Source organism: Streptomyces sp. NBC_01445 (genome assembly GCF_035918235.1).
Lineage (GTDB): Bacteria > Actinomycetota > Actinomycetes > Streptomycetales > Streptomycetaceae > Streptomyces.
Window position 1 is genome coordinate 5,214,944 of sequence record NZ_CP109485.1, and the last position, 23,313, is coordinate 5,238,256.

Below are 23,313 nucleotides of genomic sequence, written 5' to 3' on the forward strand. Positions count from 1 at the left end.
ACCCCTACAGGAGCAGGACCCGTACAGGACAGGACCCGTACAGGACGGGGCAGTACGCGCTTTCCCTCCGGGCCCGTGAACCTCTTGTCGCCCTCGGGCCCATCTGCTTGACTCCGCGCGCCAGCACGCCAACTCACCGGCGGAGGAAGCCATGGAGATCACCCGCAGACGCCTGCTGTCCGCCCTGTCAGCCGCCGGTCTTATGACGGTGGTCCCCACCGGTCGGGCGAGCGCCGCCGACGCGGCCGCGGACAGCGCGCGGCTCCTGGCCAACACCGTGGAGGTCTTCGCCGGGAGCGCCGAGTCCAACGCCCGGCCGGAGACGGCCGCGAAGCGCGCCGCGATCGACAAGGCCGCCCGCGCGAACCTGAAGTCGATGGACGCGGCGGGCCCCGGTGAACTCTTCGCCGGGCTCGTGCTCGGCACCGACGAGGGCAGACTCAACGCGGCGTACAAGCAGCTGTACGAGATCGCCCTCGCGACGCGCGCGCCGGGCGCGGCTCCCGACCTGTACGGCAACGCGACGGTGCAGCGCCGCGTCATCGACGGTCTCGCGTGGCTGCACGAGCGTTACTACGGCGACCAGTCCAAGGGCTACTACGGCAACTGGTTCTACTGGGAGATCGGCCTCTCCCAGTTCATCAGCAAGACCCTCTTACTCCTCGCCGACGAGGTGAAGGCCTACCGCCCGGACCTCCTGCGCACCTACGTCGCCTCCATGGACGCGTACCTGCGCAACGGCACCGACGGCGACGTGAACCTCGACTCGCGCTTCCACACGGGCGCCAACCTCGCCGACATCACCACGAACCGCCTCCTCCAGGGCGCCCTCCTCATCGCGGACGGCGGCGGCACACCCGACGGCGAGGCCCGTATCCGCAAGGCCCTCACCGACCAGCTCACGGTCTTCGCGACGATCGACCCGTACGCCCTCGACCACGGTGTCACGGACGGGTATTACGCCGACGGCTCGTTCATCCAGCACGCCTCCGTCGCCTACACCGGGTCGTACGGGAAGGGCCTGCTCACGCGGGTCGTGCAGACCCTCAAGATCCTCGACGGCACGGGCTTCGCGCACGGCGGGGAGCTGGTGCCGACCGTCGTGGGCTGGGTGCGCAACGGCTTCGCGCCGCTCATCTTCGAGGGCTGGATGATGGAGATCGTCAAGGGCCGGGCGGTGTCCCGGCCGGACACCGGCTACACCGACGTCGCGATCGTCGTCGAGGCGGTCGTGGATCTGGCGTCACTCGCCGAGGACACCGCAGGCGCCGACGCCACCGCGCTGAAGAGCTACGTCAAACACATCCGGGCCACCTCGCGCGCCGCCCTCGACCCGTCCTCGTTCGTCTCCCCGGTGAGCATCACGCGTTTCGCGGACATCACCGGCGACGCGTCCGTCCCGGCCGAGGACCTCAACCCGGCGTCGCGCACGGTCGCGTTCAACTCCATGGACCGGACCGTGCACCGCAGGCCGGGCTACGCCTTCGCCCTCGCGCGCAGCTCGTCCCGCATCAGCAAGTACGAGTACATGAGCGGCGAGAACCTCATGCCGTGGTTCCAGGGCGACGGGGCGTACTACCTGTACCTGTCCGGCCAGGACCAGACGCAGGCGTACGGCGTCGACTACTTCACGACGGTTTCGCCGTACGCCCTGTCCGGCGTCACCGCGCCGGTCGAGGAGCGCCGCACGGTCCCCGAGCTCTACGGGACGCCGTACTACGACAACCCGGGCCACCCGCTGAACTTCACGTCGTCGTCCGAGTCGCAGAACCGGTACGTCTACTTCCCGTGCGGCACCGGCCCGCACTCGGGCGGCGCGGTGCTCGGCGCGTACGGCGCGGCCGCCATGGTGCAGTCGGACGACGTCCCCTACCGGGACAAGCAGAAGGGCATCCTGCCCGACGACTTCGTGGTCTACCGCAACGCGACGTCCACGAAGTCGTGGTTCCTGTTCGACGACGAGATCGTGGTCCTCGCGGCCGGTGTCGGCGACGCGGCCGGGCGGGCCGTGACGACGACCGTCGACTCCCGCACGGCCGCCCCGGACGACCTGACCACGGTCACCGGAGCGCTGCGTGACGGCCGCCCGTGGTCAGGCCCGGGCACCGGCGACCTGCACTGGCTGCGCTACGCCAACACGACCCGCGGCACGTCGCTCGGCTATGTCTTCCTCGACACCCCGCGCGTGCGGGTCTCCCTCGACGAGGTCACCCGCAGCCGCCGCGTGATCCGCACCTCGAACCCGGACACGGCGGTGACCCGCGAGGTCCTCGGCGTGACGGTCGACCATGCGGCGGGGGCCGAACCCGCTTGCCTGGCCTACGCGTTGGTGCCCGACGCGGCGGCGGCCGCCCTGCGCTCGTACACCCGCCACGACGGGCCCCTGACCGTCCACGCGAACACACCGCGCCTCCAGGCCGTCACCCACGAGGGCCTCGCTCTGACCGCCGCCAACACCTTCACGCCCGGCCGGCACGAGACCGCGGGCCTGCGCGTCGAGGGCCCGGCGTCGGTGCTCGTCCGGCGCGGGCGGCGCCACGGCGACCCGACCGCCGTCGCGGTCGCGGACCCGACGACACAGCGCGACACCGTGAGCGTCCTGCTCCACGGACGCCCCCTGAGCAGGGTCACGGCGGACCCGCAGGTGCGGGTGACCCGCGTCCCCGGCGGCACCCGCCTGGACGTGGACACCCGCCACGCGTACGGGCGGAGCTTCACGGTGACGCTGCGCTAGGGGCTTTCGTGTGGATCAGGCCGGACCCCGCGAGCCCGGCATGATCCGAACGAGAGGCCCTGGAGGGAGTTGTCACGCTGCCGGAACCCGGTCCAGGAACCCCTGCACCGTACGGATCCGGCCGTCCTTGGCCAGCGAGATCACGTCGGACCCCGCGACGGGCGCGGAGCCGTCCGCGACGGACTCCAGCTCCCAGGTGAACCGGGCGATGTCGTGGTGCCCGTCGACCGTGCCGGTGTGCCGGAACGCGAACCCGGGGAACTGCTCGCGGGCCGCGGCGATCACGGCGGCGATGCCCTCGTGCCCCGCCACGTCGGCCAAGGGGTCGGTGTAGCTGCCGTCCTCGCTCCACGCGGCGGCGACGGCCTCGGCGCGGGCGTCGGCGCCCTCGGCGTTCCACGCCTCGAAGTAGCGGGCGACTGCGGCTTCGTGAACGGAGATGACGGACATACGAATCGGCCTCCAGCCAGGTCGGATGAGGGTCCGGAGCCCGGGAGGAGTGCGCCGCCCGGGTTCCGGATGCCTTCAGCCTGCCGGGCGGGCGGACCGGGGTCGATTACGCCGGAGGTAATGCCGGGAGCGGCCCGGTTCACCCATGCTGTGGTCGGACAGAACCAGATGTGTTGTTCATCGTCAGTGCTCGGGAGGCCAGGATGTTCGTCCCGTTCGGGGCCCTTGATTTTCTGGAACGTGCCGCCACCGTCTACGGAGACCGGATCGGTGTGGTCGACGAGCCGGTCCAGCCGGCCGAACCCTGGGAGGACCTCACCTACCGTCGGGTGGCCGAGCTGGCACGGGCCCAGGCCGCAGGGCTCGACGCGCTCGGGGTGCCGCTCGGCGCGCGCGTCGCGGTCGTGTCGCCGAACAGCGCGCGGCTGCTGACGTCGTTCTTCGGGGTGAGCGGCTACGGCCGCGTCCTCGTGCCGGTCAACTTCCGCCTCACCGCGGAGGAGGTGAGCTACGTGGTCTCGCACTCGGGCGCGGACGTCCTCCTCGTGGACCCCGAACTGACCGACCGCCTGGCCCAAGTCCCCGCCAAGCACCGCTTCACCATCGGAGCGGCCGCCGACTCCGAGCTCTACCGCTTCGACGCGGACCCCGGCGACTGGACGCCCGACGAGAACGCCACCGCCACGATCAACTACACGAGCGGCACGACCGCCCGGCCCAAGGGCGTCCAGATCACCCACCGCAACATCTGGGTCAACGCTGTCACCTTCGCCCTGCACGCGGGCGTCACCGACCGGGATGTCTATCTGCACACGCTGCCGATGTTCCACGCCAACGGCTGGGGCATGCCGTTCGCCATGTCCGCGCTCGGCGTGCGCCAGATCGCGCTGCGCAAGGTCGACGGCGCCGAGATCCTGCGCCGCGTCGCCGAGCACGGCGTGACCGTGATGTGCGCCGCGCCCGCCGTCGTCAACGCCGTTCTGGACGCCGCGCGCTCCTGGAAGGGCGCGATCCCGGGGCGCGACCGGGTCCGCATCATCGTCGCCGGGGCGCCGCCGCCCACGCGCACGGTGGCCCGCGTCGAGTCCGAACTCGGCTGGGAGTTCATCCAGATCTACGGCCTCACGGAGACGTCGCCGCTGCTCACGGTGAATCGCGGGCGCGCCGAGTGGGACGAGCTGGACGCCTCCGAGCGCGCCGAGAAGCTCGTACGGGCCGGGGCGCCCGCGCTCGGCGTGACGCTGCGCACCGACGAGGAGGGCGAGGTGCTCGCCCGCTCGAACGTGATCCTGGAGGGCTACTGGGAGCAGCCCGAGGAGAGCGCGAAGGCCCTCGCGGGCGGCTGGTTCCACACGGGCGACGGTGGTGCGGTCGGCGAGGACGGCTATCTGACGATCAGCGACCGCAAGAAGGACGTGATCATCACGGGCGGCGAGAACGTCTCGTCGATCGAGGTGGAGGACGCCCTCTTCAGCCACTCCGGCGTCGCGGAGGTCGCCGTCATCGGCGTCCCGCACGAGAAGTGGGGCGAGACGATCAAGGCCCTGGTCGTCCTGTCCCCCGACGCGACGGTCACAGAGGACGAACTGATCCGCCACTGCAAGGCTCGCCTGGCCGGCTTCAAGGCCCCCACATCGGTGGAGTTCCGCGAAGAACTGGCCCGCACGGCAACCGGCAAACTCCAGAAGTACAAGTTGCGGGCGCCGTATTGGGAGGGCCGGGACCGCGGGGTGAACTGAGCCGCCCGCCCGGGGCGCACTCGGCGGGCCGGGCGGTGCCGTGCCCAGCCCATCGTCAACGCCTGCCTTCCGCAACAGAGACGGCCCGGCGGTGGCTGGTGCGTGCGATCGCAAGGCGCCGGGAGGCGCGTGTCGGCCGCCGCCGTCCACCCGGGCGGACGACCCGGGGTGCCCGTACCCGTTCCCCTCGGCAGAGTTACCGGCATGGAACCCCACTACGGCACGGTCCCGCTGGTTCCGGGGGCCGAGGCCCTGCCCGAGTTGGACATCCCGCATCCGGGGCGGCAGAACCGGCTCTTCGTGCTGGTGCGGCTCCTGCTGCTCCTGCCGCATCTCGTCGTGCTCGCCCTGCTGTCGGTGGTGGCGTTCTTCGCGGTGGTCGCCGGCTGGTTCGCGGCGCTCCTCATCGGGCGGCTGCCCGATCCGGTCGAGCGGTATCTCGCGGGGTTCCTCGGCTACGACACCCGCGTGAACGCCTCCGCGATGCTCCTCACCGGCCGCTATCCGCCCTTCGAGTTCGGCGAGCCGATGGGCTACCCGGTGCGGGTGCGCGTACTCCGGTCCGTGCACCTCAACCGGCTGGCCGTGCTCCTCCGGCTGCTCCTGGTGATCCCCGCGGCGCTCGTCGGGGCGATCGCCACCGCAGGCTGGTGGGCCGTCTCCGTGCTGTCGTGGCTCGTCGTGCTGCTCCTCGGCCGGATGCCGCTGCCGCTGTTCGAGGCGACGGCCGCGGTCCTGCGCTACCGGATGCGGCTCAACGCGTACCTGCTGCTGCTGACCGCCGCCTACCCGAAGCGGCTCTTCGGCGACCAGTCGGCACCGGACGCCGTCGTCGGCACCATCGCGGGCCCGTCCGCGACGCGGCCCCTGTTCCTGGGGGCGGGAGCGAAGGTGCTGGTCGGGGCGTTCCTCGTGCTCGGTCTCGTCGGCGGCGCGGCCAACAGCGCCCGCTACGGCGCGGACGGCTCCGCCGCCGTACAGGCTTCGCTGCCCGGCTTCTGATCACCCCCGGGCGCGCCCGGGGCCTGTGACCAAGGGCATGCCAAAAGACCTGTTCCGGGGCGCTATGCCCCGTTTACGGTGGAGCGCATGTCTCCCCTGGCCCGCATCAGCACCTCGTACACCCCGCGCTTCGCCGAGTTCGCGTTCGAGCCCGGCTTCACGGCCGCCGTCGACCAGCATGTCGCGGAACTGCGGGACAAGCTGGAGGCGGGCGGGGGCGCGCTGCTGCCGCAGGCCCCCGACCGGGAGGTCCTCTCGGACTACGCGCTCGGCTTCCTCGACGCCCTCGCGGAGAACGGCTGGCGCGAGCCCGTGGGCCACGACTACGCGGTGTGCCGCCTCACCGCCATCAGCTGGCTGGTGAGACGGCACGATCTCGCGTAGGACCGATCACATGTCGTCGGTGCGCTCGCGCTCCTGGACGGGCTGGTTCGTCAGCGCGTCCGCACGGCCCGCCTGGTAGGCGGAGATGCCGCCGCGGGCCTTGGCCGTCTCCTGCTCGGCGGTGTTCAGCATGCGCTCCCAGCGCTGCCGCATCGGGCCGATGAGACCGCCGCCCACACCCACGACGATGATGCCGACGACGGCGGCGAGCGCCGCGATCAGGATCGGCTGGGTGATCGCCGTGGCGATGCCCGCCTGGCCGAGCGCCGCGATCACGCCGAGTGCGACGATGCACGCCCAGACGATCGTGCCGATCGTCTTCCCGTACGAGACCGACGACAGCGCGTTGGTGACGATGTCGCGCACGACGTTGGCGATGGCCATGGCGATGACGACCAGGACGATGGCGACGATGGCGCGCGGCAGCCAGGCCACGATGCCGTTGATCATGTTGCTGACGGGGTTCGGGCCGAAGACGCCCAAGGCGATCTGCAGGGTGATCAGCAGCAGGGCGTAGTACACGACCTTGACGACGATCGCCGTCATGTCGTACTTCGAGCCCTCGAGCATGCGGGCCGCGCCGGCGCGCTCGGCGAGTTTCTCCGAGCCGACCCGGCGCAGGACCCGGTCGAGCACCTTGGCGATCATCTTCGAGATGAACCAGCCGATGGCCAGAACGACCAGGAAGCCCACGAGCTTCGGCACGAACTGGGCGACTTTCGACCAGGCGTCGCTGAGGCCCGAGGTGAAGTCCACGGCGAGCGTGGGTCTGTCGGCGAGCTGGGGCATGAGTGGTCCTCCACTCGATGGGGCCCGTACGCGCTGCCGCGCCGGGCGGTCAGGCCCCCCACAGATTCGGTGATGTGCTCCTACGTGGATATCAGCGAGCGAATGGACGCGGCCCGTGGGCCGCGTCCATTCGTGTGACAGGTGAGGGTCAGGCCGCCAGGACGTCCGTGTCCTTGTAGGGGACGCCGTCCTTCGCCACGAGCAGGACGTTCTCGGGCTTCCCGAGGGACGCGATGTCGGTGAGCGGGTTGCCGCGCGCGATGACGAGGTCGGCGCGCTTGCCGGGCTCCAGCGTGCCGATCTCGTCGGCGAGGCCGAGCAGTTCCGCCGCCTCGGACGTCCCCGCCAGGATCGCGCCCATCGGGGTCATGCCGGACTCGACGAGATGGGCGAGCTCACGCAGGTTCGTGCCGTGCGCCGCGATGCCGCAGTCCGTGCCCATGGCGACGCGCACACCGCGCTCGATCGCGTGCGGGATGTGCCGGCGCGCGACGGTCTGCCAGTGCTTCTTCTTCGCGTACGCCCAGCTCGCGGCCTTCAGTGGGTCGGGGGCGAAGTTGTCCTTCACGGCCACGGGCACGCCGTGCAGGGGTCCGCGCTCGCCGGCGGGCAGCGCGTCCGCCGCCCGTGCCGTGGCGAGCGCCTGCTCGGGGAAGCGGGTGACGAAGACGCCGAGCAGCGGGTCGAGCGCGTCGGCGTCGGCGAGCGCGGCGGTCACGAGCTCACGGCTGCTGACGGCGCCGGTGCGCAGGGCGTGCACCGCACCACGCAATGTTTCGAACGATTGTTCCATGCAAGGCATGCGACGCTCCATGCGATGACACCTCCAACGTCTTGGCGTGGCCGGTTCCGATCGATGGGGCGATGCTATTCAGACGCCATTCGGACCGGGGACGCGGCCGTCGCGGCCGTCCTGTCCGAGGACCCGAAGGTCGTCACCGTCGAGCACACGGCGGGCGGCCGCGATCTGCTCGTCACCGTCATGACGCCCGACTTCAGCGCCCTGTCCGCGTACATCGTCGACCTGGCCCGTTCCCTGTCCGGCTCCCCCGTTTCCGTCACGTTCTTCGGGTCCGTACCGCCCGAGCATCTCGACGCCACCGCGCGGGAGTTGGCGAAGCTCCCGGAGATCCGGCTCTGCGTGGGGACCGCGGGGCCGCAGAACCTGATCGCCACGGTCTGGGTCGCGTCCCTGCTCGACGCGCAGCTCCTGGAGGTCAAACTCGCCGGAAAACTCCCCCACCTGCGCATCGCCGACCGGGCCGTCGCCCTCCGCGCCGTGAAGCTGATGGGGCGGCTCCTGGACGCCGAGGGGCGGGCCGTGGGGTATGCGCAGGTGGATGTCTGGGCGTAACCACCCGCCGTCCACGGCGTGTTCGCTCCCCGCGCCCCTGCCCGCACTGCCACAGTGACCAGGTACAGAATCACCCGTTTCGCGCGTTTCACCAGATTCGTTCGTTACGCCGGTCTCTCAGGGAGTGTGGTGAGCATGGCCCACGTGCACGTGATCCTCAATCAGAAGGGCGGCGTGGGTAAGTCCACGCTCGCCGTCAACCTCGCCGCCGTGACCGCGGACGTGCTCGGCGCGGGGACCGACGGCGGCCGGCCGCCCGTCGTCGCCGTCTCCATCGACCCGCAGGGCTCCGCCGTGTGGTGGTCGGAGCGCGTCGGCGGCGGCCTCCCCTTCGACTTCGTGCAGGCCCACGACGACCTGGCCGGGCTCGCCGCACTCTCCCGCATCCCCTCCGCCCAGCACGTGTTCGTCGACACCCCGGGCTGGCTCGACCTGGCCGAGTCCGCCGGCGAGGACCCGCTCGGCAAGGGCGCCGCCGCGGACGCGCTGCGCGCCGTCTTGTCCAACGCCCACGACGTGATCGTGCCGATCGAGCCCGAGCCGCTCGGCTTCCAGCCCACGCAGCGCACCATCGAGCGTGTCGTGAAGCCGCGCGGCCTGCCCTACCGCGTGGTCATCAACAACTGGGACCCGCGCGACGGCAAGGCCGACCTGGAGCAGACGCGCGCCTTCGTCGAGGCCCAGGACTGGCCGCTGGCCCGCACGGTCGTACGGCACTACAAGCTGCACACGCGTGCCTCCGCGGACGGCCTCGTCGTCACCCAGTACGGCGCGAACCGCGTCGCGCTCCAGGCCCGCGAGGACTTCTTCCGCCTCGCCCTGGAGGTGGGCCTCGCCGCGATCCCGGCCCCCGCCAAGCGCTCCGCGAGCAGCACCCGTACGAGTACGAAGAAGAGCGCGCAGCCCGCGGCGGCCAAGGGCACGAAGGCCAAGAGCGCCGGGAACACCAAGAACGACAAGAACGCCAAGAAGGTGAACGTCTGATGGGGCGCCGTACCGATCTGTCCTCCCTGCTGTCCCCCGGCGCCGCTGTCCCGGCCGCGGAGCCGTCACAGGGAGGCGCCGAGCCCGTTGCCCGCGACGCCGCGCACCCCGTCACCGTCGCGCTCGCCGACCTCGCCGAGAACCCCGACAACCCGCGCCACGAGCTGCGCGATCTGGACGGGCTCGCCGAGACGGTGCGCGAGCGCGGGGTGCTCCAGGCGCTCGGGGTGGTCCCCCGTGCCGTGTTCGTCGCGGCGCACCCGCACCACGAGGAGGCCGTGGGCCGGGCCCCGTACGTCGTCCTGCACGGCCACCGGCGGCTCGCCGCGGCCCGGATGGCGGGCCTGGACGAGGTGCCCGTGCTGGTGCGCGAGGACGCGTCCCGCACCGACGAGGACGCCCTGATCGAGAACGTCCAGCGCGACGACCTCACCGAGCTGGAGCAGGCCCAGGCCATCCAGGGCCTCATCAGGAGCTACGGCTACTCGCAGCGCCAGGTCGCCGCCCGCATCGGCAAGACGCAGGGCTTCGTCTCGCAGCGGCTGTCCCTGATGAAGCTGCGCGAGGACCTCCAGGAGGCGCTGGCCGACGGACGCGTCTCGGTCGAGGACGCCCGCCGCATCGCACGCCTCCCCCAGGAGGAGCAGGCGCTCCCCGGCGACACCGGCACGCCCCCGCCGTCCGTGCCGAAGGCCCGGCGTGATTACGGCGTAATCAAGATCGACAGCCGGGGCACCCCGGAAGAGGTCGTCGAGTCCCTGCGCCGCCATCTCGCCCCCGCGGCGCTCGACCGGATCCTGGAACTCCTCGCCCGCTGAGCGCACCCGCGACAGGCGCTCGCGCTCGGGCGGGGAGCCGGCCTGCGGGGGGATTCCTCTACCGTTGCCGGAGAATGCGTCACGGAGAGCAGTCATCGCACATGTCCACTGGACCGGTTCCCACCCTCGACCCCGGCGTCGCGGTGCCCGCGGAGGCCGTCACGCCGCTGATGCGCGGCATCGACGTGCTGCGGCGGCTCACCGACGCCGGCGGCACGCTGAGCCTCAGCGAGCTCGCGCGGGCGACCGGCCTCGCCCGGTCCACGGTCGACCGCATCTGCGCGACCCTCGCGCACATGGGGTGCCTGCGCCTCGACGGGCGTGACGCCACGCTGGCGCCGCCGCTGATGGCCGTGGGCAACGCCTGTCTGGGCGCTCTGCGGGTACCCGCGCTGCTCGGGCCGCGCGCCGAGCGGCTCGCGGACGAGCTGGACGAGTCGGTGTCCCTCGCGGTCCCGGACGGGGACGGGATCCGCTTCATCCACCAGGCGACGCGGCGTCGCGCCATGTCGCTGAGCTTCCGCATCGGCGACCTGCTGCCCGCTGAACGCACCGCGCCGGGACCGCTGTTCGCGGGCGCGTGGGACGAGGACATGTGGGCGCGGTGGCGGGCCCGGCGGGCCGCGGATCCCGAGGACCGCGGGTTCCCCGCGGTGCCGCCCCGCCAGGAGCCGGAGAAGGAGCGGTTCGAGGAGCGCGTGGCGCGCGCCGGGGCCGCCGGCTGGGCCCTCGACGACCAGCTCATCGAGCCCGGCCTCGTCGCGCTCGCCGTGCCCGTACGGGGTCCCGGGGACGACATCGCGTGCGTGGTCAGCGTCGTCAGCCACACCAGCCGCCACACCGCCGCGTCACTGCGCGAGGCGATGCTGGGGCGGCTGCGGGCCGCTGTCACGGAGATGGAGGAGGCCCTGCGCGAACCGGCGCCGGACGGCCCTGCGCCGGGCCCGGGACCGGACGCTCCCGCGCCGACGGGAGCGCAGGCGAAGGGACCGGACGCCGCCTGGGCCGCCGAGGCCAAGCAGGGGCTCGGGCGGGACTTCGTCGAGTCGCTGGCGCGCGGGCTCGCCGTGCTCACCGTCTTCGGGGCCGGGCGGGCCGAGCTGAACCTCACCGAGATCGCCGCGGCGACGGGCCTGGCGCGGGCCACCGCGCGCCGCGCCCTGATCACGCTGGAGTACCTCGGATACGTGGCCTCGCGCGGCCGAGGCTTCCGGCTCACGCCCCGCGTCCTCGCCCTCGGCTTCCCGCCCCTGTCCCACCTGACGCTGGCCGAGATCGCCACGCCCCACATGCGGGCGCTCTCCGTCGAGCTGCACGACTCGGTGTCCCTGACCGTGCTCGACGGCGACGACATCCGGTACACGGCGCGCGTCGCGACGAGCCGGGTGATGAGCGTGAACATCTCGGTCGGGACCCGCTTCCCCGCCTTCGCCACGTCCATGGGCCGGGTCCTGCTCGCGGGTCTGGCCCCGGACGCGCGGGCCGCGTTCCTCGCCCGCGCCGACCTGACTCCCCTCACCCCGCGCACCGTCACCGGCGCCGACCGGCTCGGCGCGCTCCTGGACGACGTACAGCGACAGGGGCACGCGCTCGTGGACGGGGAGCTGGAGGAAGGGCTGCGCTCCGTCGCCGTACCGGTGCGCGACCTCGCCGGGCAGGTCGTCGCCGCGGTGAACGTCGCCACGCACAGCAGCCGCCGCGACCTGGCCCGGGTCACGGACGAGGTCCTGCCCGCGCTGCTCGCCACGGCCTCGCACATCGAGGCCGATCTGCACGTCGCCGGGCGGTTCGCCCGTATCCCCGCGGCTTAGAGCGGCACGGAACCGTCCGCAATGTTGCGGATCGGAAGGCGACGGAGGTCAATGGAAGGCGGGGGGAAAGGCAGAAAGGAGCCGTCATGGCTCACGCGGCACCCGTCTCAGGAACCTCCGGCCTGCGCTCCATGGCGGCCGGCTCCAGGCTCCCGATGGCGCTCTCTCTCCTGCTCGGCATCGTCTACGGCTTCTGGGCCTCGGGCATCCGCCGCGACGCCGTCCCGAGCCTGAGCCCGAGCCCGATCACCACGGGCAACGTCCTGTTCGGCGTCCTCACGGGCGTCATCGTCGCCGTGGTCACCTTCGGGATCCACCGGGCCTCGTTCCGGCTGCCGCGCGAACTGCGCGCCGTCGCCTGGGCCGCGTGGGCCGGTATCGCGTTCGGCTATCTCTACAGCCTGACCGACGCCTCGGTCCTGCGGTCCACGATCATGGCCCTGACGGTCGCCGCCGGTGTGTTCGCGACCATGTTCTACCGCTACTACACCCACGAGAACTGACCGACCTGGAAACACCCGTTCGGTCGAGCCCTCCACCGCAGAAGCCGCCATCTGCCCCGCCCCGGTGGCGCCCCCTGCAGCCCGCCCGTTGCCTGGGAGGGTGATGCGAAGAGCCCTGTCCGTCGTCCTGCTGGTCCTGGCCTGCCTGCTCGTGCCGCTCGGCACGCTCTCCGTCTGGGCGAAGTACGAGGTCGGGGACAGTGACCGGTACGTCGCGACGATGGCTCCGCTCGCCTCGGAACCGGCCGTGCGGGGCGCGGTCGCCGACGCCGTCACGAACGCCATCGTGACGCAACTCGACGCGGGGCCGATCCAGTCCGCCGTGGACGCGTTCGTGCACGACGCCGTGGAGTCCTTCACCGGCACCGACGCCTTCCAGAAGGCGTGGAACACGGCGAACCGGGCCGCGCACGACGCCGTGCAGCAGGCCATCGACGACGGCACCGACGGCCCGGTCACCCTCGACCTCGCGCCCGTCACCGGCCAGGTCAAGCAGCAGCTCAGGGACGGCGGCGTGCCCTTCGCCGACCGCATCCCCGTCACGCACACCACCATCACCGTGATCAGCTCGCGCGACCTCGACCGGCTGCGCCAGTCGCTGCGCCTGCTCCAACGGGCGGGCCTGTGGCTCCCGTTCGCCGCGGTCGCCTTCGCCGCCGCGGGCCTCGCGCTCGCCCGGCGCCGGCGCCCCGCCCTGACCGCGACCGCGCTCGGTGTCGCAGTGGCCGCGGGAGCGCTCCTCGTCGCGCTCGCGACGAGCCGCTCCCTCACCCTCGACAACCTGCCCTCGGACGTGGACCGCTCCGCGGCGGGCGCGGCCTACGACGCCCTCGGCTCGTCGGTGCGCACCGCGTCCTGGTGGACCGCGGGCGCGGCCCTCGCGGTGGCCGTCTGCGCCTGGCTGCCGGAGCGCCTGCGCCGCAGGACACCGCCGCGCCCTCCGGCCCCTCCGGTTCCTCCCGAAATGCGGCCCGACGCTTCCGGGGTGAGCATTCCAGTGACACCGAGGAGGACTGAATGAGCGAGACCCCCACCACCCCGACACCGCCCCCCGGACCCGACGCCGGCCACGGCGTCTGGTCGGACAAGCACCGCTCCGCCGGGCCCGACCCCACCCGGGGCGACGGCGCGGGCAGCGGCTGGGCGTCAGGCGGCACGGTCTTCGCCGGCGTCCTGATGATGGTCGGCGGCATCCTGGGCATCCTGAACGGCATCGCGGGCATCGCCAAGGACGACGTGTACGCCCGCATCGGCACCTACACGTACGCCTTCAACCTCACCACGTGGGGCTGGATCCACCTGATCATCGGCGTCATCGTCGCGGTCACCGGCTTCGGCGTCCTCAAGGGCGCCGGCTGGGCGCGCGGCGTCGGCGTCGCCATCGCCGCGCTGTACATCATCGCGTACTTCATGTTCCTGCCCTACGAGCCCATCTGGTCGGTCATCGCGATCGCCATCGGCGTCTTCGTCATCTGGGCGCTGGTCAGCGACGGTTCGCACGACGCCGCCCGGGCCTGAAACCGGGCAACCGTTCCCCGCGCCTCCCCGTCTTTGAGGGAGGATTCCGGCATCCGGCGCCGGAGGGTGTCGGAGCGAGCGGAAGGCGGGCCCGGGCCTTGGAGCATGTGACGCAAGCGCCCGGCCCACCGCCGGTCCTCCCCTACGACGACCGGGACCGCAGGCCGGGCCGCACCCTGGCCGCCTGGACCGCGGGCCTGCTCCTCGCCGGCGTCAGCGCGGTCATGGGCTGCCGGATCGCGGACGTGGACGGGGTCACCCCCGTCCCGCAGCTCCTGGCGTTCCTGCCCTGGCTCCTCGCGCCGACGGGCGCCGCACTGCTGCTCACGGCGCTCGCGCGCTGGCGTATCGGCATGGTGTGGGGCGTCGCGGCGCTCGGCGCCCTCGCCTGGTACATCGAGCCGTACGGCAAGGACGTCGACGCGAGCGGGCCGCCGGTCGCCGATGTGCGGGTCCTCTCCTCGAACGTCCAGTTCGGGCGCGGCACCGAGTCGCTCGTGGGCGCGGTGCGCCGCGAGCGGCCCGCCCTGGTGTTCGTCGAGGAGTGCGATTACGGGTGCCAGGACACCCTGCGCCGTGAGCTGCCGCGCGCCGACTTCCCGTACCGGCAGGCCGTGGAGGCGGGAGGCTCGGAGGGGTCGGTCATTCTGAGCCGGTATCCGCTCAAGGCCGCCGCGGGCGTCCCGGGGACCATGGGCATGCCAGGCGCCGTCGCCGATGTGAAGGGCCACGACGTGCGGCTCCAGCTCGCGCACCCGATGCCGCCGTTGCCCCGGCAGGTCGACCTGTGGCGCTCCGAGCTGGGCGAGCTGCGCGACTTCGCCGCCGCGGGCCGCTCGCAGCCGACCATCCTGGCCGGGGACTTCAACGCCACGCAGGACCACGCCGCGTTCCGCCGCATCCTCGACGCGGGCCTGCACGACAGCGCCCGCCTCGCCGGGAAGTCCCGCGCCCCGAGCTGGCCCTCGCGCGTCCGCCCGCCGCTCGGCACCCAGATCGACCACGTCCTCGTGAGCGAGGACTTCTCCGCGCGCTCCGCCCGCTTCGTCGAGCTGGCCGACACCGACCACCGCGCCCTCCTGGTCGACCTGACGATGCACCGACCGGCAGCGTCCTGAGCGCCGGGCCCCGTAGCGTTCAATGGACGGCATGCGCCCAGAGTCCCCGGCCCGCCATCTCGCACCGCCCGACTGGCTGGTCAGGACCCTGCGTCCGCACCCCGCGCCGATCCCCTGGGCGGCCGTCGCGCGCGCCGGCCTCGCGCTGTCGCTGCCGCTCGCGATCGGGCTCGCCGCCGGGCAGCCCGCGTACGGGGCGCTCGCCTCGATGGGAGCCCTGTCCGGCGTCATCGGCGACACCGCCGACGCCTACCGGATGCGGATCCTCAACATCGCGGTGCCGCAGCTCTTCGGCGCGGTCGGCGTGACGGTCGGTGCACTCGTGTACGGGCACGGCTGGGTCGCCGTCGCCACCCTCACGGGCGTGGCGCTGGCCTCCGGGATGATCTCGACGATCGGCGCGGTCGCCTCGGTGTCCGGGCTGCTGCTCCTGCTCAACTGCGTGATCGGCGCCGGGCTGCCCCTGCCGGGCGAGTGGTGGCTCGCGCCGCTCCTGATGACGGGCGGCGGACTCCTCGTCCTCGCGTTCGCGCTGCTCGCCTGGCCGATGAGGTCCGGGGTGCCGGAACGCGCCGCCGTCGCCGCCACCTACCGCTCCGTCGCGAACCACCTGGCGTCGGCGGGCGACGCCGCCAACTACGTCGAGACCCGCTTCGCCGTCACGCAGTCCTTCAACCAGGCCTACGACCTCGTCCTCGCCCGGCGCGCCCTCTCCCACGGCCGCAACCCCGAACTGGTGCGTCTGATCGCCCTGTTGAACGCGCTCACCCCGATCGCCGAGTCCGCGCCCGCCGCACACCAGCAGGGGGTGCCGCTCCCCGCCGCCGTCCCCGACGCCGTACGACGCCTCGCCGACGCGGTCGACACCGGCAGCACCGACGCGGGGCCCCTCGACCTGCCCGCACCCGAAGGCCCCGCCGCCCGCGCCGTCGACCACGCCGTGCGGCACGCTGCCGACCTCGTCACCAGCAAGAACACGGACCCCCACCGCGCCTTCGACACCGACCGCCTCGGCCGGCCCGCCGTCCTGCGCGTGCGCGCCTTCCGCGCCGCGCGCAACGTCGTGCTGTCCGGCACCTCCTGGCGCTACGGGCTGCGCCTGGCCCTGTGCATCGGCCTCGCCCAGATCCTCGTCTCGACGGTGCCGGTGCCCCGCTCCTACTGGGTGGCGCTGACCATCACGTTCGTCCTCAAGCCCGACTTCGGCTCGGTGTTCTCGCGGGCCGTCCAGCGCGCGCTCGGCACGGCGGTCGGGCTCGTACTCGCCACGGTGGTCCTCGCCGAGGTGCCCCGCGGGTGGTGGGACGTGCCCGTGCTGATGGTCCTCGCCGCGCTCATCCCGGCGCTCACCCCGCGCGGCTACGGCTATCAGACCGCCGCCATCACACCGGCCATCCTGCTGCTGTCCGACACCCTCAACCACCAGGGCATCGGGCTCGTCCTGCCGCGGCTCCTGGACAGCCTCATGGGCTGCGCGATCGCGCTGGTCGCCGGATATCTGCTGTGGCCCGAGAGCTGGCACACCCGCATCGGCGACCGGCTCGCCGACGCCGTCGCGGACACCGCGACGTACGTGGAACGCGCGTTCGGGGCGTCCGCGGACCCGGACGTCCCGGCCGCCCGCGCGCGGATGCGCCGCCAGCTCTTCCGCGACCTGTCCGTCATCCGCTCCGAGTTCCAGCGCGCCCTGACCGAACCGCCGCCCATCGGCCGCCGCGCCGCCGCCTGGTGGCCGCTCGTCGTCGCCGTGGAACGCATCGTGGACGCGACGACCGCGGCGCGGGTCCGGGTCAGGCAGGGGGCGCCGGCGCCGGGGCCCGCCGAGGTGGCGCAGGCCGCGGGGCAACTGCGGGAGCTGGCACAGGGGCTGCGCGCTTCCGACGTCCTGAAGGGGGTGCGCGCCGACTTCAGCGAGGCGGACCGCGACGGGGTGCTGGAACCCGTACGCCAGGAGGTCGCCGCCGCCCGCTCCATCGCCTCACCGCACTGAGAACGGCAGGACGCGGATGCGGGCCGCCCCGGGGAGGGGACGGCCCGCATCGGTGTGGGGGGTGAGCTCCGGTTCGTTCAGCCGGTGACGGTCAGCCGGTCTTGGCGGACTGCTTCAGCGACTTCATGGCCTTGGCGAAGCCGTTGGCCCACAGCTGGTCGACCCGGGCCCTCTCGTTCGCGTCCGGGTTCGGGTTCGTGCAGGACGTGCCCGGGCCGCCGCCCGACATCAGCTCGCTGCACGGCCCCTCGTAGTGGTCGGGGAGCCCGAGGACGTGACCGGTCTCGTGCGCGGTGACACGGGTGGAGTCGTACTCCTGGTTCTGCGCGTAGTCCAGGAAGACGTAGCCGCTGCCGTGCCCGTCCGTCGACGCGTACGAGCCGCGCGGGTCGTTGCCCTCGCGGTAGGAGAAGTCGCCGCCGCCCGAGGACGCCTGGAGCTTCACGTTCGACACGGAGGAGTTCCATATCGACGTGCTGTTGGCTATCTGCTGCGCGAAGGACGGGGCGCCCGACGCGTCGTACGTGACGGTGACCGACGCGGCACCCGGGTGCGCGGCGCGCTTTTCCGCGACCGACTTCAGGACGGCCTGGAAGAACGCCTTGTTGGCGGCGGCCTCCTCGGCCGAACCCGCGTAGTGGGTGTAGCCGGCGCCGACCGGGGCCGGGGCGGCGGACGCGGGGGCCGCGGTGGCGAGCGCGCCGGCCGCAAGGGCCATGCCGGCCGCGACCGAGGCGTAGCGCAGGGAGAGCTTCATGTGGGGGGCTCCTCCTCGTTCCGTGAGTGGGGGGTTACGTGAACGGTTCGGTACGAGGGAGAGTGTGGAGGCGCCCGGGACCCCTGGGGATGATGGCAATTGGCGATAGGACGGGGCTATCACCCGCCCAACTCGCCCGTTTCGGTTCGCATTTGGACGTCTGGTGCGACGTCTGTGACCGCCTTACGCTCGATGTTCATGGAGCTCGAGGTGAGGCACCTGCGCGCGCTGTGCGCCATCGACGACACCGGGAGCCTGCACAAGGCGGCCCGTCTGCTCGGCATGACCCAGCCGTCGCTGTCCACCCAGCTCAGACGCATCGAGGACACGCTCGGCGGCGCGCTCTTCGCCCGGGAGCGCACCGGGTGTCGCGCAACCCCCCTGGGCCACGTCGTCCTGAACCGCGCCCGCCCCCTCGTCGACGGCATGCGCGCTCTCGTCACGGAGACCAGAGCGGCCGGCGCGCTCGCCGCCGGCGGCCCCCATCTGCGAATCGGCTCCACGGCGAGCCGGGCCATACCGGGCTGGCTGCGGCGGCTGCGGCAGCGCGAGCACCCGTCCGGCGGCGAGCCCGCGCTCCGTATGGACGTCTCGGCGACCACCCTGCTCCGGCTCGTCAGTGACGGCCGGCTCGACGTGGCGTTCGTGCACGAGGTCGAGGGCAGCCCGCTGCGCGTCCCGCCGGGTCTGCGCTGCCGCGTGCTCGTCGAACGCGAGCCGCAGTACGTGTCCCTGTCCGCCGACCACCCGGCCGCGCGCCGCCCCGTCGTGCGCCTCGCCGACCTCGCGAACGACCGGTGGATGGTCGACCCCACCGTGGACGGCGAATGGCACGGTCTCCTGCGGGTGCTTCGTGCCGCCGGGCTCAACCCCCCGATCCTGCACGGCGACTACCTCACGGCGGCGTCCCTGGTCGCCACGGGCGAGGTCGTCACCCTGTGCCAGCCGACCTCACGGGCCCGCACCGACATGGCCATAAGACCCCTCGACGGCGACCCGATCGGCGTGCGCCTCGTCCTTGCCGCCCGCACGGAGGCCGAACTCGACGCGGTCTACGGGGACTTGGAGGACGCCTACTGGGAAGCGGCCCGGCAGGCACCCGCGTATCGCGAGCGCCTGCCGGACGCGGCAACGGCCTGAGGCTGCCCCTGGCGGATCAGACGCCGATGTCGCAGCCGTCCTCGCGCCACACGGAGACCACCGACGGGCGGACGATCTTCCCCGGCCCGTCGGGCCACGCGCTCGCCGGCTTCTCGACGGACGCGCCGTCGACCTCGCCCGGGTGCTGCACCGAGACGAGGACCCGGCGGTCCTGGACCAGCGGACCGCAGGTCTCGGCGCCGTTCGGCATCGTCAGGAACTGCTTGAGCTCACCGCGCCGCTCGCCGCGCGTCGCGACACCGAACAGGCCGTCGTGCGTGCCGAGCGCGTTGCCGTCCGTGGAGATCCACAGGTTGCCGTGCGGGTCGAACGCCACGTTGTCCGGGCAGGAGATCGGGCTGACCCGGTCCTTCGGGAAGCCGGCGAAGTACGTCGCCGGGTCGTTCGGGTCGCCCGCGACGAGGAAGAGCGACCAGCCGAAGGTGGTGGCCTCGGCGCGGCCCCGGTGCTCGGTCAGCTCCAGGATCTGCCCGTGCTTGTTGAGATTGCGCGGGTTCGCCTCGTCGGCGGGCGCCTTGCCGGCCTTGCCGCGGTCCGAGTTGTTCGTCAGCGCGACGTAGACCTTGCCGGAGTGCGGCGACGGCTCGATGTCCTCGGGGCGGTCCATCTTCGTGGCGCCGACCTTGTCACCGGCGAACCGCGTGAAGAGGTAGACCTCCTCCGCCGTCATGCCGTCGACGTGCGAGACCGCGCCGTGCGGGCCCGCCGTGGCGAGCGGCAGCCACTCGCCGCCGCCGTCGAACTCGCCGTCCGCGGGCAGCTTGCCCGTGCCGTCGAACTCGGCGGCCGGGGAGTCGCCGGTCAGCCGGGCGACGTAGAGGGTGCCCTCGTCGAGGAGCGTCAGGTTGTGCTCGTGCGCGGCGCGCGAGCGGCCCTTGGCGACGCGCTTGCTGCTCACGAACTTGTAGAAGTAGTCGAACTTCTCGTCGTCGCCCATGTAGACGACCGGGCGGCCGTCGTCGGTCAGGCGCGGCTGCGCGGCCTCGTGCTTGAAGCGGCCGAGCGCGGTGCGCTTGCGGGGGGTCGACTCCGGGTCGTACGGGTCGAGTTCGACGACCCAGCCGAAGCGGTTCGCCTCGTTCGGCTCCTTGGCCAGGTCGAAGCGGTCGTCGAACCGCTCCCACTTGCGCTCGGAGGCCTCGCCGGTCACGCCGTAGCGCTTGAGGCGGGCGGCCGTGGCCGGGTCCGTCACCTTCGCGGCATTCGCGAAGTACTGGTTGAAGTTCTCCTCGCCGTGCAGCGTCGTGCCCCACGGGGTGGTGCCGCCCGAGCAGTTGTTGAGCGTGCCGAGGACGGTACGGCCGCGGGGGTCCGCCTTCGTCCGCACGAGCGCGCTGCCCGCGACCGGGCCCGAGAGGCGGAACTCGCTGGTGGCGGTGAGGCGACGGTTGAGCTGGTGGCGCGTGACGGCAGACAGCCTGCCGCTGCGCCGGGACTCCTCCACGACGACGACGGACAGGCCGTGCGCCGCCCAGGCGGTCTCCACCTGCTCGCGCGTCGGGTTCTCGGGGTCGTATCCCTTGAACATCAGGATCTCGTCCGTGTACTCGTGGTTCGCGACCAGGACCTGACGTCCGTGCTCACCGCGCAGGGGGAGGAGACTCAGAAAGTCATTGTTGTAACCGAACTGTCCTGCCTGGGCCTTTGCGGACTGCTTGTCCGGGTCGAAGGCGGGCGCTCCGCGCAGGATGGGCTGACCCCAGCTGATGACGACGTTCTGAGCGTGGCCCTCGGGGACGGTCACGCGGTCCGCCGTGTTCGGCGCGACGGGCGTGAACCGCAGTCCACGCGCCCCCTTCTCGCCCTTGTGCGCTACGCCTGTTGCCGCCCCCGACGGCGTGGCGGCGGCGGCCTGCGGGGCGCCCGATCCCACGACCGTGCCGGCCGTCGCGGCGGCCACGGTCACGACCGCGGCCGTGCGCAACATCGAACGGCGGCTCAGCGCACCGGCGATGACGTCACCGACGTACTCGTTGGAACTGGTGTTGGGCACCTCCTGAAAACAGGCGTCCCCACAACGGAACCGGCAGGTCAGCGCGGCACGGCCCCCGTTGTGCGAGCCGAGAAGCGGCAGCGTTTTACGCACTCTTTTCCTCCCCTTTACGGTCACTCGGGCGTGACGCTAAGGGCGCGGCCGAGCGAGGAGGGGGACGGCGGGTGAACGAGGGGTGAACCTGTGCCGGGCGTGCGGCAGTTGGACGCCCTTCGCCCGGGTGGGCGACCCTGCCCAAGATCACGGAGCGTGGCGGCTAACCTTACGTGTCCGCCCTGGCCAGGGGTTACGGAAACCAACTCATGCGAAGGGTTGCGCACATGGGCATTCGGAATCTCCTGCGGAACGCGTTCGGAAGGCCGCGGAAGTCCTCGCGGGGTGACGAGGCGGCGACCGCCGCACCCGAGGCGACGGTCCCGGCACCGGCCGGCGAGACCGCGCCGCCCGCCGAGGCAAAGGCGAAGGTGCCCGCACAGTCGACCGAGCCGACGCCCGCGCCCTCGACGCGCGAGGCGGACGACCTGGTGGCCGCGGCCTTCGACAACGTAAAGGTCCCGAAGCCGTCTTCGCCGGTGGACGAGGCGGCGACTTCGGCTGCCGCCGAGCCGGTCACTGAGGCGGAAGCGGAGGCTGTCGCCGAGACGGCTCCGGAGGGTGTCGCGGAGGCGGAAGCGGAACCGGCCGCGGAGCGCGCGGAGCCGGCGGCGGAGGCTGCCGCTGAGCCCGTCGCCGACGAAGGGGTGAAGGCTGAGGCGGACGCGGTCCCCGCGGCCGCCGCCGAGGCAGAGGTGAAGGCTGAGGCGAACGCGGCCCCCGCGGCCGCCGCGGAGACCAAGCCGGAAGCCGAGGCCGAGCCGGAGGCTGTCGCCGAGCCCGTCGCCGAGCCGGAGCCGGAGCCCGAGGCCGTCGTCGAGCCGGAGCCCGAGGCCGTCGTCGAGACCGAAGCGGAACCGGCCGCCGAGAGCGCGGAGCCCGTGGTCGCGGCGGAGGCCGAGGCTGTCTCGGAGCCCGTCACAGAGGCAGAGACGAAGGCTGTCTCGGAGCCGGCCGCCGAGCCGAAGGCCGAGGCGGAGGCCGAGGCGGAGGCCAAGGCGGAGGCGGAGGCCGAGGCGGAGGCCAAGGCGGCCCCCGAGGCCGCCGCCGAGACCAAGCCGGTAGCCGAGGCAGAGCCGGAGACCGTCGCCGAGATCGAGGCGGACGCGGAGGCTGTCGCAGAGCCGGCCGCCGAGCCGAAGGCCGAGGCCGACGCGGCCCCCGAGGCCGACGTCGAGACCGAGCCCCAGGCCGACACCGAGCCGGCGACCGTCGCCGAGCCCGTCACCGAGACGGAGCCGCAGGCCGAGGCCGTCGTCGAGCCGGTCGCCGCAGCCGCGCCGGAGCCCGTCGCCGACCCCGAGCCGGAGGCTGTCGTCGAGACCGAGCCGGAGGCCCCCGCCCTCCCCCTCGCCCGGGTCAAGTCGCGGGCCCCCGGGCTCGCCGCTGCCTACAAGGCCGCCGGGAGTGCGCTCAAGAAGCAGGACCTCGCGGGGGTCCGGGCCACCGTCTATCTCGTGCTCGACCGGTCCGGGTCGATGCGGCCGTACTACAAGGACGGCTCCGCGCAGGCGCTCGGTGAACAGGTGCTCGCGCTGGCCGCGCACACCGACCCCGAGGCGACCGTGCACGTCGTCTTCTTCTCCACCGACATCGACGGCACCGGCGAGCTCACCCTCGACGGGCACGAGGGCCGCGTGGACGAGCTGCACGCGTCGCTCGGCCACATGGGCCGCACCAGTTACCACCGCGCGATCGAAGAGGTCGTGGCGCACCACGAGAAGTCGCAGTCGCAGACGCCCGCCCTGGTCGTCTTCCAGACGGACGGCGCCCCGGACGCGAAGGGCCCGGCCAACCAGGCCCTCGCGGACGCGGCCCGGCACCCGCTGTTCTTCTCGTTCGTCGCGTTCGGCGAGCACGACGCCAAGGGCTTCGACTACCTGCGCAAGCTGAAGGCCCCCAACGCCGCGTTCTTCCACGCGGGCCCCACCCCCCGCGAGCTCACGGACGCCGAGCTGTACGAGGGGCTGCTCGCGGACCTGCCGCAGTGGCTGGAGTCGCAGCAGGCCTGACCCGCACCACACCGCGCCCCCTGAACCGCCCCGGCGGGACAGGGGGCGCGGCCGTTCCCACGCGCCGTCCGCCCAGAATCGGGAGAAGCTGGATGAATTCCGG

The 23,313-nt window shown here is 72.7% G+C and carries 20 protein-coding genes; 15 read left to right on the top strand and 5 right to left on the bottom strand.

The annotated features are described in order from the left end of the window. The first annotated feature begins 151 nt into the window (after window positions 1–151). Window positions 152–2,734 carry a polysaccharide lyase family 8 super-sandwich domain-containing protein gene (locus OG574_RS23795; RefSeq protein ID WP_326774860.1) on the top strand — a complete coding sequence of 861 codons (2,583 nt, stop codon included), beginning with the start codon at window positions 152–154 and terminating at the stop codon, window positions 2,732–2,734. Window positions 2,735–2,806: 72 nt separating this feature from the next. Here the strand turns inward: OG574_RS23795 and OG574_RS23800 are convergent, their stop codons facing one another. Then, window positions 2,807–3,184, bottom strand: a complete 378-nt coding sequence (locus OG574_RS23800) for a nuclear transport factor 2 family protein (protein ID WP_326774861.1) — start codon at window positions 3,182–3,184, stop codon at window positions 2,807–2,809. Window positions 3,185–3,387: 203 nt separating this feature from the next. Between OG574_RS23800 and OG574_RS23805 the strand changes: the two genes are divergently transcribed. From OG574_RS23805 to OG574_RS23815, 3 genes are all read left to right on the top strand, one after another. After that, window positions 3,388–4,923, top strand: a complete 1,536-nt coding sequence (locus OG574_RS23805; protein ID WP_100596451.1) for an AMP-binding protein — start codon at window positions 3,388–3,390, stop codon at window positions 4,921–4,923. A gap of 204 nt (window positions 4,924–5,127) precedes the next feature. Beyond that, window positions 5,128–5,925, top strand: a complete 798-nt coding sequence (locus OG574_RS23810) for a DUF4389 domain-containing protein (protein ID WP_326774862.1) — start codon at window positions 5,128–5,130, stop codon at window positions 5,923–5,925. Window positions 5,926–6,012: 87 nt separating this feature from the next. After that, the gene (locus OG574_RS23815; protein ID WP_100596453.1) at window positions 6,013–6,309 is read left to right on the top strand and encodes a DUF6401 family natural product biosynthesis protein; all 297 of its coding nucleotides are present in this window, start codon (window positions 6,013–6,015) and stop codon (window positions 6,307–6,309) included. A gap of 6 nt (window positions 6,310–6,315) precedes the next feature. Here the strand turns inward: OG574_RS23815 and OG574_RS23820 are convergent, their stop codons facing one another. Next, complete coding sequence (locus OG574_RS23820) at window positions 6,316–7,098, bottom strand: mechanosensitive ion channel family protein (RefSeq protein WP_100596454.1); 783 nt, start codon at window positions 7,096–7,098, stop codon at window positions 6,316–6,318. 148 nt (window positions 7,099–7,246) lie between these two features. Continuing rightward, entirely contained in the window at window positions 7,247–7,891 is a 645-nt protein-coding gene (locus OG574_RS23825; protein ID WP_326774863.1) for an amidohydrolase family protein, read from the bottom strand. A 63-nt stretch (window positions 7,892–7,954) separates the two neighbouring features. Here OG574_RS23825 and OG574_RS23830 point away from each other — a divergent pair, with 63 nt between their 5' ends. From OG574_RS23830 to OG574_RS23870, 9 genes are all read left to right on the top strand, one after another. Beyond that, entirely contained in the window at window positions 7,955–8,452 is a 498-nt protein-coding gene (locus tag OG574_RS23830; RefSeq protein WP_326774864.1) for a hypothetical protein, read from the top strand. Window positions 8,453–8,587: 135 nt separating this feature from the next. Further along, window positions 8,588–9,436 carry a ParA family protein gene (locus tag OG574_RS23835; protein WP_326774865.1) on the top strand — a complete coding sequence of 283 codons (849 nt, stop codon included), beginning with the start codon at window positions 8,588–8,590 and terminating at the stop codon, window positions 9,434–9,436. Next, a complete protein-coding gene (locus tag OG574_RS23840; RefSeq protein WP_326774866.1) occupies window positions 9,436–10,254 on the top strand; it encodes a ParB/RepB/Spo0J family partition protein in 819 nt (272 codons plus the stop codon). The genes OG574_RS23835 and OG574_RS23840 overlap by 1 nt, the downstream gene beginning before the upstream one ends. A 101-nt stretch (window positions 10,255–10,355) precedes the next feature. Continuing rightward, window positions 10,356–12,065 carry an IclR family transcriptional regulator domain-containing protein gene (locus OG574_RS23845; RefSeq protein WP_326774867.1) on the top strand — a complete coding sequence of 570 codons (1,710 nt, stop codon included), beginning with the start codon at window positions 10,356–10,358 and terminating at the stop codon, window positions 12,063–12,065. Between the two features lie 86 nt (window positions 12,066–12,151). Further along, window positions 12,152–12,568 carry a hypothetical protein gene (locus tag OG574_RS23850; RefSeq protein ID WP_100596460.1) on the top strand — a complete coding sequence of 139 codons (417 nt, stop codon included), beginning with the start codon at window positions 12,152–12,154 and terminating at the stop codon, window positions 12,566–12,568. Between the two features lie 103 nt (window positions 12,569–12,671). Next, a complete protein-coding gene (locus OG574_RS23855) occupies window positions 12,672–13,589 on the top strand; it encodes a hypothetical protein (protein ID WP_326778597.1) in 918 nt (305 codons plus the stop codon). Beyond that, window positions 13,586–14,086 carry a DUF7144 family membrane protein gene (locus OG574_RS23860; RefSeq protein WP_100596462.1) on the top strand — a complete coding sequence of 167 codons (501 nt, stop codon included), beginning with the start codon at window positions 13,586–13,588 and terminating at the stop codon, window positions 14,084–14,086. Before OG574_RS23855 ends, OG574_RS23860 begins: the two co-directional genes overlap by 4 nt. Before the next feature lie 107 nt (window positions 14,087–14,193). After that, window positions 14,194–15,204 (top strand): endonuclease/exonuclease/phosphatase family protein, encoded by a 1,011-nt coding sequence (locus OG574_RS23865; protein WP_326774868.1) that lies wholly within the window; start codon window positions 14,194–14,196, stop codon window positions 15,202–15,204. A gap of 31 nt (window positions 15,205–15,235) precedes the next feature. Next, window positions 15,236–17,194 (top strand): FUSC family protein, encoded by a 1,959-nt coding sequence (locus OG574_RS23870; RefSeq protein ID WP_326774869.1) that lies wholly within the window; start codon window positions 15,236–15,238, stop codon window positions 17,192–17,194. Between the two features lie 91 nt (window positions 17,195–17,285). Here OG574_RS23870 and snpA read toward each other — a convergent pair whose 3' ends face one another. Then, entirely contained in the window at window positions 17,286–17,951 is a 666-nt protein-coding gene (gene snpA, locus OG574_RS23875) for a snapalysin (RefSeq protein WP_326774870.1), read from the bottom strand. 198 nt (window positions 17,952–18,149) lie between these two features. On the opposite strand from snpA, the gene OG574_RS23880 reads away from it, so the two are divergent. Continuing rightward, window positions 18,150–19,091 (top strand): LysR family transcriptional regulator, encoded by a 942-nt coding sequence (locus OG574_RS23880; protein ID WP_326774871.1) that lies wholly within the window; start codon window positions 18,150–18,152, stop codon window positions 19,089–19,091. 16 nt (window positions 19,092–19,107) lie between these two features. Here OG574_RS23880 and OG574_RS23885 read toward each other — a convergent pair whose 3' ends face one another. Then, entirely contained in the window at window positions 19,108–21,198 is a 2,091-nt protein-coding gene (locus tag OG574_RS23885; RefSeq protein WP_326774872.1) for a PhoX family protein, read from the bottom strand. 227 nt (window positions 21,199–21,425) lie between these two features. Between OG574_RS23885 and OG574_RS23890 the strand changes: the two genes are divergently transcribed. Then, entirely contained in the window at window positions 21,426–23,210 is a 1,785-nt protein-coding gene (locus OG574_RS23890; protein ID WP_326774873.1) for a VWA domain-containing protein, read from the top strand. Window positions 23,211–23,313: the final 103 nt, after the last annotated feature.

Bases quoted from the DNA above. Each gene is read 5' to 3' on its own strand.
- OG574_RS23795 (WP_326774860.1), top strand. From the start codon at position 152: ATGGAGATCACCCGCAGACGCCTGCTGTCCGCCCTGTCAGCCGCCGGT.
- OG574_RS23800 (WP_326774861.1), bottom strand. From the start codon at position 3,184: ATGTCCGTCATCTCCGTTCACGAAGCCGCAGTCGCCCGCTACTTCGAG.
- OG574_RS23805 (WP_100596451.1), top strand. From the start codon at position 3,388: ATGTTCGTCCCGTTCGGGGCCCTTGATTTTCTGGAACGTGCCGCCACC.
- OG574_RS23810 (WP_326774862.1), top strand. From the start codon at position 5,128: ATGGAACCCCACTACGGCACGGTCCCGCTGGTTCCGGGGGCCGAGGCC.
- OG574_RS23815 (WP_100596453.1), top strand. From the start codon at position 6,013: ATGTCTCCCCTGGCCCGCATCAGCACCTCGTACACCCCGCGCTTCGCC.
- OG574_RS23820 (WP_100596454.1), bottom strand. From the start codon at position 7,098: ATGCCCCAGCTCGCCGACAGACCCACGCTCGCCGTGGACTTCACCTCG.
- OG574_RS23825 (WP_326774863.1), bottom strand. From the start codon at position 7,891: ATGGAACAATCGTTCGAAACATTGCGTGGTGCGGTGCACGCCCTGCGC.
- OG574_RS23830 (WP_326774864.1), top strand. From the start codon at position 7,955: ATGGGGCGATGCTATTCAGACGCCATTCGGACCGGGGACGCGGCCGTC.
- OG574_RS23835 (WP_326774865.1), top strand. From the start codon at position 8,588: ATGGCCCACGTGCACGTGATCCTCAATCAGAAGGGCGGCGTGGGTAAG.
- OG574_RS23840 (WP_326774866.1), top strand. From the start codon at position 9,436: ATGGGGCGCCGTACCGATCTGTCCTCCCTGCTGTCCCCCGGCGCCGCT.
- OG574_RS23845 (WP_326774867.1), top strand. From the start codon at position 10,356: ATGTCCACTGGACCGGTTCCCACCCTCGACCCCGGCGTCGCGGTGCCC.
- OG574_RS23850 (WP_100596460.1), top strand. From the start codon at position 12,152: ATGGCTCACGCGGCACCCGTCTCAGGAACCTCCGGCCTGCGCTCCATG.
- OG574_RS23855 (WP_326778597.1), top strand. From the start codon at position 12,672: ATGCGAAGAGCCCTGTCCGTCGTCCTGCTGGTCCTGGCCTGCCTGCTC.
- OG574_RS23860 (WP_100596462.1), top strand. From the start codon at position 13,586: ATGAGCGAGACCCCCACCACCCCGACACCGCCCCCCGGACCCGACGCC.
- OG574_RS23870 (WP_326774869.1), top strand. From the start codon at position 15,236: ATGCGCCCAGAGTCCCCGGCCCGCCATCTCGCACCGCCCGACTGGCTG.
- snpA (WP_326774870.1), bottom strand. From the start codon at position 17,951: ATGAAGCTCTCCCTGCGCTACGCCTCGGTCGCGGCCGGCATGGCCCTT.
- OG574_RS23880 (WP_326774871.1), top strand. From the start codon at position 18,150: ATGGAGCTCGAGGTGAGGCACCTGCGCGCGCTGTGCGCCATCGACGAC.
- OG574_RS23890 (WP_326774873.1), top strand. From the start codon at position 21,426: ATGGGCATTCGGAATCTCCTGCGGAACGCGTTCGGAAGGCCGCGGAAG.